Below are 9,512 nucleotides of genomic sequence, written 5' to 3'. Positions count from 1 at the left end.
GGTCAAACTTTCATCTCCTGATTGAAGCAGGACTTGGATCGGAGGTTAGAGAGATGCACAACCGAGCACCAGTGACCTCCGGTGATCGAGACAGAGCCCGGGCGATCGTTTCGACAGTGCGGCATTGGCACCATAAATTTGAAGTGTTCCCCGGCGTGGTCACTCCGGGCTCTTACGATCCCCAGTTCCTGCTCGAAAAACTGCGGTTGCCCGACGACATGACCGGCCTGCGAGCATTGGACATAGGCCCCTCGGACGGCTTTTTTTCGATGCACATGGCTCGTCGTGGCGCGCGGGTGACGGCAGTCGACTATCGGGCCAAAAGTGGCCATGGATTTGAAGCCATGGAGCAACTTACCGGTTTGGAATTCGATTACAGGCAGATGAACCTGTACGACATTCCTGGCTCGGATATTGGTGAGTTCGATCTCGTGCTGTTTCTGGGCGTTCTCTACCATCTGCCCGACATGATGCGCGCACTGAACATTGTTTCCCAGCTTTGCCGGAGTCGCCTGCTTGTTGAAACGCAGTTCGAACCGGAGCTGATGCCCGGCGTCGCGGTTGCCCAATATTACGAAGCAAGCACGCTTGCTGGCGACATCACCAATTTCTGGGCCCCCAACAAGGAATGCCTCTTTGCCATGTTGCGGGACACCGGCTTTCGGATCGACCGGGATGACAATTGGGGCAAGCGCCTCATGGTGGACGCTTCCGTTGACGGTCAGGCAAAAGGGAAAAAGACAAGACTGGCTTATGGCCTGATTTGAGACACGACTGTTTCCGGCAAGGCAGTCTCGTTTAGCATTTTGAAGTGATCCCGCTGCGACACTGGTGAAGGATAGCAGCAACCGTCGACCCGGCCGCGTCCGAGCCGCAAAGACATCTCGCTCACTCGACGACGCCGATCAGCTTTACTGCCTGCGGCGGCGAGAGCCGTTAAGCCTTGCGCAATCTATGCAGTCTAAGCTGACTGGCAGATTGCGAGGGGACATGAAACGCAAGCCGCTTCTGCTTTTTGCCTTCCCGTTTCTCATTCTTGCGATCCTGGCAGGGGAGCGCATGGCGACATTCTTGCTGGGAACCTATCCAGCCAGCCCCGCCGTATGGTGGATATGGCTTGAGCTGCGCCCGTTGTCGACGATGCTCTGGCAGCAGATCGATTTCAATCTCGGTGACTCGATGGCTGCCGACGCCGCCGTCCTTGCTGCCGTATCGATCCTCTGCTGGATAGCATGCCACACCAGAAGGTCGGCTTTCTTCTTTCTCACCAACCACGTCGCCCTGATCCTCGCCGGGCTGATGATCGCGGTCGGCAGCCACTCGGAAACGGCGAGCACGATCGCTACATTCACGTCGCCCAGCGGTCTTCCGTTCTCGCTGGCGGTTGATTTCGCCTTGAAGAGCAGCCTGGTGCTGCTTCTGGGCGTTGCAGCCTGTGCATATTGCCACGTCGCCTTCCTCGCCGAAGCGCGGGCGCGGTCCGAAGCCCGGACCGTCCGCATTCTGGCCCTGCGGCGCGATCTCTAAGCCGTCCAATCGGCGTCACCTGGCCCTGCCCAATCAAGGCCTGCCAAGTCCATGCCCTACAAGGTCTAGTTGATCCTCCGGTAAGTGACCTTGCCGTCAGGTTGCTGGATGCGCTGGTAGTTGGAGCTTGGGGGAGGGGGCGACGCCGGCGCGGCCCTTTTCCTGGGCGCACGCGGCGCCTCGATGACGCCGGCTTCGCTCGCGCTCTCGCCGTCGAGAGCTTCGGGGGCTTCCGCCAGTGTGCTGGTGGTGATCTGGGGCGGTTGCGCCGCACTCGGCATGGGCTCGGCGCCGGCAACCGGCATATTCTGTTCCAAGCGGGTGATGTTGCCATTGATCTCGTTGAAGCTGCCTTGCAACTGGCTGTCCAGTTTCTCGAACCGGCTCTGGAAGCCGTTGTTGACCGTGTCGAGCCGAGCCGCGATCCGCTGCTCGAACGCTCCGAGCTGCTCCAGCCGCGCTTCGACGAAACGCAGGTCGCTCATGCCGCGGTAGAGATAGATGGCGGCCGCCGTGTTGATCACCGTGATCAGCAAGGCGCCGCCGGCGACGAGAATGCCGATCGTCTTTATCTTGCTGGGTTTGCCGATGGCGTCCTTTTCGCGCTGTTCCTGGTTCCCGATATCGATCGCCGGCATGTCCGGTTCACTGATCATCGTCATTGGACCACCACCTTTGCGCCCACCGCGACGCGCTTGAAGAGATCGATCACATCGGTGTTGGTGAGCCGAAAACATCCCGATGTCCCGTCGAAGCCGACGCCCGACGGATCGTTGGTGCCGTGTATCCGGTAGAGCGTGTCGCGACCGTCACGAAGCAGGTAGAGTGCCCTTGCGCCGAGGGGGTTGTAGGGGCCGGCGGGCACCATTTTCGGCAGCTCCGGCTGGCGGGCCCGCATTTCCTGCGGCGGGCGCCACTCCGGCCATTCTGTCTTCGCCCCCACCTTAACGACGCCCGTCCAGCCGAACCCGTCGCGCCCGACGCTGATCTGGTAGCGGAGCGCCTGGCCCTGGCGGGTCACCAGGTAAAGCGCCTTCTCGTTCTTGCGGATGATGATCGTCCCGGTCGGCTCCGCGGTCTCGAAGGCAACCGTCTTGCGCAGGCTGGGGCCCATCGCCGGCAGCGGCGGACGATCCGAAAGCCCCGATCGCGCGTCGGCGAAGTCCTGGACGGACATCGCCAGCGCAATGCCGAGCACGCAGGCACCGGCCAGCCTGGGGGCGATCCGATATCTATCGGGCAGCGTCATCGAGCCGTTCTTTGAACATCCGCTTCAGGTCCTTGTTGAAGCGCGCGCGCGCATCGACCTCGGAAGGCAGGATCGCACGGTTCAAGGCGTCGGTCACCAGCGCATTGTCCAGCGCGACCGACTTGATGTGCGGCGCCTTGAATATCTTTTCGAGCTCGCTGCGCGAGAAGTGGTTTCCGAACCATTTGCGCTTGTGCTTGTTGGCGACGAGCGTGATGCTGACCGCATTGCCGCGCAGCTCGCGGATCTTCCTGTACAGCCGCTTGCCTTGCCGCAGCGAAGCGACGTTGAGTTCGAAGACGATGAAGATCTCGTCGCTCGTCGAAAGCACGGAATTGTGCCAGGGCGTTTCGAGATTGGGCAGGTCGATGACGATGTCGTCGAAGCGGTAAGCGACGAGGTCCAGAAGCCGGAAGACGAAATCGCTTCCGTGCGGCTCGAATGGCAGTTGCGGCCTCTCGAATGCATAGAGAGTGAGGCCGGACGGGCGGGACAGCTTGATCACATCCATCAGCTCGACATCCAGCCGTTCCGGCTGGCCGATGATGCCGGCAAGGTCGAACTGGTTGAACAGATTGAGATAGGCGCCGCAATTGGCGCTCTGGAAATCGAGATCGACCAGGCAGGTGGACGCCGCGCGTTCGGTCGATTTCGAGGCCAGGAATTCGGCCGCAGACAGCGCCAGCGTCGTGGCGCCGGCGCCACCGCTGGCGCCGATGAAGGTGATGATCCGGCTTTTCGTGCCCTGGTTGCCGGTGTCGTGGAAGGTCACCGCGTTGAGCAGCTCCTTGCCGTCGAGCGGCTTGTGCAGCCAGTCCGAGGCGTTCATGCGCACCAGCACGCGCGTCTGTTCAGAGGTCAACTCGTCGGAAACCGCGATCAGCGGCACGGCCGCCCAAAGCGCGCGCGCCTCGACAATGCCGGGCCTGCCGAGCAACTCGCCATTGCCGAGATCGAGGATGACGATGCCGGGGCGCGTTTCGGCGGGCGGGCCCTTGAGAAAGTCACCCGTCTCGGAAATCCGGACATCGTAGATCGCCAGCGCATCGAGCCGCGTCGCCACCTCGCGCTTGAAATTCGGATCCGACGAGAACAGCGCCACTTGCTTTCGCTTGGTCGGCGTAACCTTGGTGTTGATGGCATTCATGGGAAGGAGGCCTTCAGGTCTTCGCCCGTAACCGTGCTCAGCATAGAGGGCATGGCAATGCTGGTGAACCTCAGGAAGAAGAAGTTGAATGTCAGGTTTTGCAGATTGACGGTGATTGTCGGCACCGGTCCACCCAAACGGGTCTGGTAGCCGAGACCGGTTGCCGCGTAGGTGACGACGACGTTGTCGCGATGTAGTCCCGCGAAGAAGTGACACATGCCAGGGCGTTGGTTGGCGCCCAGCAGCGGACAGACGTCGTCGGCGGTGTTGGCGGTGTCGCCGCGGAAGATAAGGCTGAAGGCGGCAGCATCGAATGTGCCGCCATTGCTGCATGCACCGGTGGTTCCGGTGTATTTGCAGACAAACGGACCATAGGCGCCAGCCGAGACGGGGGCACCCGGTGCCGCAGTGGGGGCGGCGGCCGTCAGATTGCTGACAACCGGATCGGAGATCGACGCCAGCCGCGCACCGATCTGTACGGCCTTGGTCGCCTCGTTCCATTGATAGAACGCATAGCCGAAATCGACGAAGCCGAGGACAAGCGTGAACAGCAGCGACGAGACGATGGTCATTTCCACCATCGCCGCGCCGTCTTCCGATTTTGCAAAACGCTTGAGCATGGTCAGAACCGGATCAACCGCTCGTCGTGGGAGCCATGAAGCGTGAGCGGCCCGATGCCAATGAACGACAGCATCCCGACATCTGGGTATGCGTAGGTGCCGGACGCGCGGACGGTGCAGACTTGTGCTGTGGTGGAGCGGTATTGGATAACGCCGCCCGATACGGTGTCCTGGCAGGAGTAGTTCGTGGTTACCGTCACATCCGATGCCTGCCAGCCGGCGACACGCGCGGGTGGTGTCCCGGCCGCGTTGCCGAACGCCGCAATATTCGCGGCAATGGTGGCACAGTTGATCGCCCCCAGCCCCGAGTCGGTATACAATTGACTGTTGCAGCGCGCGGCAAAGCGAGCGGCGTCTGTAAGCCCGGCCTCCATCAGCAGCTTGTCATGGATCAGGTTGCCGAACTCGAACACTCCTGCCGATAGGATCAGCATCAGCGGCGTGATCAGTGTCATCTCGACAATGACCGCGCCGCGCTGGTCGCGTCGAAATCGACCGAGATATCGGGACAGCACCTTGAACATGGCGGTCACCGGTAGAGCTGCGCTTCGTCGCGCAGGTAGTTGTCGAGCGTGCCACTGCCGCCCTTGCCTGTGATGTCGACGAGTTCCACCATGATGTCTTTCCCGTCGAAGATGGGCTCCGTGATGAAGAAACTGGCAAACCTTCTGGCCGGAACATTCGCGCGGCCACTGAATTTTACGCCCGAAGCCTGAAGCGCATTGCAGTCCAGGACTGCACCGTAAAGCAACCGGCGATCTGGGGTCGAGATCGGCGTGCCGGCCCCAGCCGGAGGGTTGCCTTGTTCGCCGCCGACGGACGCGTCCTGGACAATGTTGTTGTCGATCTCGTAGCGATAGACCTCATACCGCGTCGGGAGATCGGCGCCGGTTCCTGATAGAGCCGCAGGCACGGCACGTGTCGGATGATTGGCAGCCCAGTAGCGCGCGAAATTCCAGTCGCCGGCGCCCATGCGACCGCTCATCATGGTGCAGGTGCCTGAGATCTGACACGAGTCGCGTTCAAGCCCGATGCCATTGGTCGGGTCTGTTTGGTAGTCGACCTTGTTGCTCGTGACGTACTGATCCCAGTTTATGGCGCCCTTGCGCACGTTGACTGCAGGCCCATCCGAGAACGAGGACGAGTTGATACCGAAGCGCGAGTTGATCCCATCTAGCACCGGACCGGAATTCTGTCCCGGCTCCGTGTCGACGCCGTCGCGCGAATAGCAATTCTGCGGCTTGGAGTCGGCGAGCATCTTTTCGAGCTGCTGTGCACCATTGCCAAACGGCGAAGCCAGGAAAGCGAAGTTGCCGGGAGCATAAGACCCGTCTCCGCGCAGCTTGATTTGGCGGCGACGGTATTGCCTGCTTTGTGCCGCCTGTTCCAGCGTGACGCCGCCGGTGAGGGTTGTGTCCTCATAGGGGTTGCACATGAAAACGGGCGTGTAATCGCAGACGCCCGACGTGAACCCGGCGACCGCCTGGGCAGCAACGTTGAAGCCGTTACTGGCCGAATTGCCCGTCAGAAACGACGCCGGGAATATCGCGGCGAAACCGGTCGGTGCCACCTTTACTTCAACGAATTTGGTCTCATCTTCGCCAACGGATTGCGTTGCATCGGCATAGTTTGCGCTGGTGACCGGAGTTCCGTCTGACGCGGGTATGGACTTCAGGAAACACCACGAAATGTTGCCGGCGCTGTTGCATCGTGTGGTGCCCCCTGGTTGCCCGGAATTCAAAGTGAACCGGCCGTTAGCGCCAACGGTTGAGAAAGTGGCCTCGTTGGTAACCAGTGTTGCCATGGCGCGTTCGGCTCTGACCCATGAACCGGGCAAGCCATCAAGCTCGGCGGCTCCAGCCAACGCAAAGGCATCCGCCGCCTTCTGCAAATCATTGTGCAGGTTATTGACCCGGCTCATGTCGATCGCCAGCAGCGAAAAACCGATGATCGCCGGCAATGTGACGCTGACGAGGATCAGCGCTATTCCTCTCTGATCGTGCCAGAACGCGCGAATGGTCCGCAGCATGGCCTTACTCTTTGCTCCCCTGACGCCAGGTTCCCTCGTATGGCCTGGCGCACTAAGACCGCATCCTTCTGTTCAATTCACGGCGTCGTCGTTACAGCCGACCCAGCCCCGCCGACATTGACATTGATGGCTGGCGGCGGCGGCGGTGGCGGCGGAAATTTGTAGTTGTTTGCAACAGCGGCGGCGCGCGTGCCGTCGCCTTCGATCCTGGTGTTTTTGGAGGCCGGATTGAACGGATCGACCGTCTGCAGCAGCGAATTGAACTTCTGCGTGTCGCCGGCGGCCAAGGTCACCGAGTCGTAATGGTTCAGATAGTCCGCGGCGCAGCCTGACAGCAGGCCGGTGCACACAATGAGGATCAAGGCGCTATTTCTTGACATAGAGCATCTTGTCCTTCGATTTGAAGTCCAGCATGTGGCCATAGGGGCCGGTGACGCCGTCGCCCGTTTCATATTTTCGGATCATGTCCTTGTTCACTTCGAGCTGGCCCAACACGAAGAATTCCGGGTCGTTGGCCGGCCGTGTCTTGTCGAACGGCGTCGCCAGTTGCTCGCCGGGCTTCACCGGCCGCACGAGATGCGGCGTGACGATGACCACCAGTTCGGTTTCTTCCTTCTGGTTGCTTGAACTGCGAAACAATGTCCCGATAACCGGCACCTGGCCGAGCCATGGCACCTGGTCCTGGAGCTTGCTGGTCTTGCTCGACAGAAGCCCGCCGACCGCGAAGCTCTGGCCGTCGCGTAATTCGACGACGGTTTCCAGCTTGCGGTTGGTGAAGATCGGATCGCCGGCGCTGGTGAAACCGGTCAGGTCGCTGACCTCCGGCGCCAGCCGCATGTGGATCTTGCCGTCGTCGAGTACGACCGGCGTGAACACCAGATTGACGCCGAATTGCTTGTACGTGATGAATATCTGGCCATCCTTGTCGAGAGTGCGGATAGGCACTTCGCCGCCGGCGTTGAAGCTGGCTTCCTCGCCGGAAAGCGTGGTGAGGTTGGGGTTCGCGAGCATGCGCACCGCGCCCTTGGACTCCAGCGCCTCGATGATCAGATCGACCTTGATGTTGTTGTCGATAACGCGGGTGATCAGGGCTCCGAAGGGACTGGAGTTCGACAGGAGGCCGCTGAGCAGGTTGCCCGGTCCGAGCACCACGTTGTCTTCGTCGACGGCAGCAACACCAGTACCCGTACGGGTCGTGCCTCTGCTGTTGGTGCTCTTGATCGACACGCCGAGGTCGCGGCCGGTGTTGCGCTTGGCTTCCAGCACGCGCACTTCCAAATTGACCTGCTGGCTGTCGTCGACGATGACGGAATTGATGATGGCGTCGGGACCATATTGCTGCGCAACCGCCATGATCGCCGCCAGCGTGGCGCCGTCCTTGACATGGCCGCCGAGCCTGACCCTGCCGTTGACCGAGCCAACTTCGATGCGCGACTTTGGCGCCACCTGGCGGATCGCCTGCGCCATGTCGCTGACGTCGACGCCGACCTCGATCTGGATGACGCCGAGCGAACGCTTGTCCGTGGAAAACAGATTGACCGTGGTGGTGCCGGCGCCCTTGCCGATGACATAGAGCGTGCGGTCGGTCATCGGCTGGGCATCGGCGATTTTCTCGTCGCCGACGACGATGTCGCCCAGGGTGGCATTCACCTGGATCGTCACAGATTGCGACATAGGCAGGAAAATACGATGGACGCTGGGGTTCGACACGTCAATGAAGCGGTCGGCAGCGAGAGCCGCGGGGCCTAAAAGCGATGCCGCCGCAGAACAAGCCAGTACGGCTACCGCCAGTAGTCCCCGGAACGCACGCATCTACGCTACCCCCTTGCAGGCTGATTCGGTCCCCTTGACCTTAATATGCCAGCGTTATTTTTGTCGTGGCACATCATATGTTTCGAGCTTTATACCTCGAAAGACACCGATTGTCGCCCGCGCAGGTGGCTCCGGCTGCACGTATTTGACCACTTCCTTGACAACTTCTTTCACCTGCGGCGCAGATGCCACAGCTGGGGCCGGCTTGAGCTTGCTCAGATCGTCGAGCTTGTTTCCGACTCGGTCGACTGCCTGCGCCAATCCCGCGATCTTGTCGTCGGCACGCTTGCGCTCGTCCTCCGCGCGCTGGCGTTCGGCCGCGGCAGCAGCGTTAGCAGCAGCCTGCTTCTCCAGTTCGGCTTGCCTTTTGGCGACGTCAGACGGCAATTCTCCGGTCAGGTCGGAAAGCGTCACCCGCTCGGTCGTCTCGCCCTTGCTGGCAGCCGCCTGGCGCAGCGCCAGGGACAGCTGGCCGGCGCCGGCGGCCAAGGTCAGCTTTTGTGCATCCTTGGTGCTGGCCTCGAGCGTTACCGATTTGACGACGGTTGGGCTATCCTTGCTTTCATCGGCAACCTGATCGACGGCAAGCACCTTCATGCTCTGCAGCAGCACGTCGACAAAACTCTGGTCCGCACCATCTTGGCTGCGCACCGTGCGCGTCAGCAACACGTCGACCCGATCACCCGGAAAGACGAAGCCGGCAACGCCAAGCACGTCGTTGACGCGGATGGACACCGCCTTCATGCCTTCGCCGAGCACCGCCGATAGCGTGGCGCGCTGACCGGGGCCGGTAATTTTGGTGGCGAGGATTGGTTCGTTGACGCCGATCGCCTGCAACGCCTGCTTCGAGCCGTCACCGGCGAGCAGTTCCTTCGTCGTCTTGAAGGCGCCGGCCGGAACCGCGCCAGATGGCCATGCAACTTCTCGCAATTTGTCGGCGTCAAGCGTGTCGCCGAACTTCAGTCCCACCGCGGCGACGACGACCGTATCGCGCGGGACTTCACTTGTTTGAGCCATCGCATTTCGCTGATTGGCAAGCCAGATGTTGGCGAGCACAACCGCAAGAACGCCGAACACGCCGGCGAGGACAATCATGATAATGGTATTTGCGCGCATGGCCTAACCCCT

At 61.1% G+C, this 9,512-nt stretch carries 11 protein-coding genes; 2 read left to right on the top strand and 9 right to left on the bottom strand.

The annotated features are described in order from the left end of the window. Nucleotides 1–53 precede the first annotated feature (53 nt). Together ACFSQT_RS23355 and ACFSQT_RS23350 are read left to right on the top strand one after the other, a co-directional pair. A complete protein-coding gene (locus ACFSQT_RS23355; RefSeq protein WP_379022568.1) occupies nucleotides 54–767 on the top strand; it encodes a class I SAM-dependent methyltransferase in 714 nt (237 codons plus the stop codon). Between the two features lie 223 nt (nucleotides 768–990). After that, nucleotides 991–1,527 (top strand): hypothetical protein, encoded by a 537-nt coding sequence (locus ACFSQT_RS23350; protein ID WP_379022566.1) that lies wholly within the window; start codon nucleotides 991–993, stop codon nucleotides 1,525–1,527. Nucleotides 1,528–1,592: 65 nt separating this feature from the next. Here the strand turns inward: ACFSQT_RS23350 and ACFSQT_RS23345 are convergent, their stop codons facing one another. The 9 genes from ACFSQT_RS23345 to cpaB form a co-directional block, all read right to left on the bottom strand. Then, nucleotides 1,593–2,189: a hypothetical protein gene (locus ACFSQT_RS23345; RefSeq protein ID WP_379022564.1), complete on the bottom strand. Its 597-nt coding sequence runs from the start codon at nucleotides 2,187–2,189 to the stop codon at nucleotides 1,593–1,595. After that, on the bottom strand, nucleotides 2,186–2,776 hold the full coding sequence (locus ACFSQT_RS23340; protein WP_379022562.1) for a L,D-transpeptidase: 591 nt from the start codon (nucleotides 2,774–2,776) through the stop codon (nucleotides 2,186–2,188). Before ACFSQT_RS23340 ends, ACFSQT_RS23345 begins: the two co-directional genes overlap by 4 nt. Beyond that, nucleotides 2,760–3,923 (bottom strand): AAA family ATPase, encoded by a 1,164-nt coding sequence (locus ACFSQT_RS23335; RefSeq protein WP_379022560.1) that lies wholly within the window; start codon nucleotides 3,921–3,923, stop codon nucleotides 2,760–2,762. Before ACFSQT_RS23335 ends, ACFSQT_RS23340 begins: the two co-directional genes overlap by 17 nt. Continuing rightward, on the bottom strand, nucleotides 3,920–4,543 hold the full coding sequence (locus tag ACFSQT_RS23330) for a TadE/TadG family type IV pilus assembly protein (RefSeq protein ID WP_379022558.1): 624 nt from the start codon (nucleotides 4,541–4,543) through the stop codon (nucleotides 3,920–3,922). Before ACFSQT_RS23330 ends, ACFSQT_RS23335 begins: the two co-directional genes overlap by 4 nt. Before the next feature lie 2 nt (nucleotides 4,544–4,545). After that, the gene (locus tag ACFSQT_RS23325; RefSeq protein WP_379022556.1) at nucleotides 4,546–5,067 is read right to left on the bottom strand and encodes a TadE/TadG family type IV pilus assembly protein; all 522 of its coding nucleotides are present in this window, start codon (nucleotides 5,065–5,067) and stop codon (nucleotides 4,546–4,548) included. Nucleotides 5,068–5,072: 5 nt separating this feature from the next. After that, on the bottom strand, nucleotides 5,073–6,572 hold the full coding sequence (locus ACFSQT_RS23320; protein WP_379022554.1) for a TadE/TadG family type IV pilus assembly protein: 1,500 nt from the start codon (nucleotides 6,570–6,572) through the stop codon (nucleotides 5,073–5,075). A 77-nt stretch (nucleotides 6,573–6,649) separates the two neighbouring features. Beyond that, nucleotides 6,650–6,934 (bottom strand): hypothetical protein, encoded by a 285-nt coding sequence (locus tag ACFSQT_RS23315; RefSeq protein ID WP_379022552.1) that lies wholly within the window; start codon nucleotides 6,932–6,934, stop codon nucleotides 6,650–6,652. A 4-nt stretch (nucleotides 6,935–6,938) separates the two neighbouring features. Continuing rightward, the gene (locus ACFSQT_RS23310; RefSeq protein WP_379022550.1) at nucleotides 6,939–8,384 is read right to left on the bottom strand and encodes a type II and III secretion system protein family protein; all 1,446 of its coding nucleotides are present in this window, start codon (nucleotides 8,382–8,384) and stop codon (nucleotides 6,939–6,941) included. A 54-nt stretch (nucleotides 8,385–8,438) separates the two neighbouring features. Continuing rightward, a complete protein-coding gene (gene cpaB, locus ACFSQT_RS23305) occupies nucleotides 8,439–9,500 on the bottom strand; it encodes a Flp pilus assembly protein CpaB (RefSeq protein WP_379022548.1) in 1,062 nt (353 codons plus the stop codon). Between the last annotated feature and the right edge of the window lie 12 nt (nucleotides 9,501–9,512).

Source organism: Mesorhizobium calcicola (assembly GCF_042682105.1).
Classification (GTDB): domain Bacteria; phylum Pseudomonadota; class Alphaproteobacteria; order Rhizobiales; family Rhizobiaceae; genus Mesorhizobium; species Mesorhizobium calcicola.
Note: the sequence above shows the minus strand (reverse complement) of the source record. Positions and strands in the feature narration are given on the sequence as shown.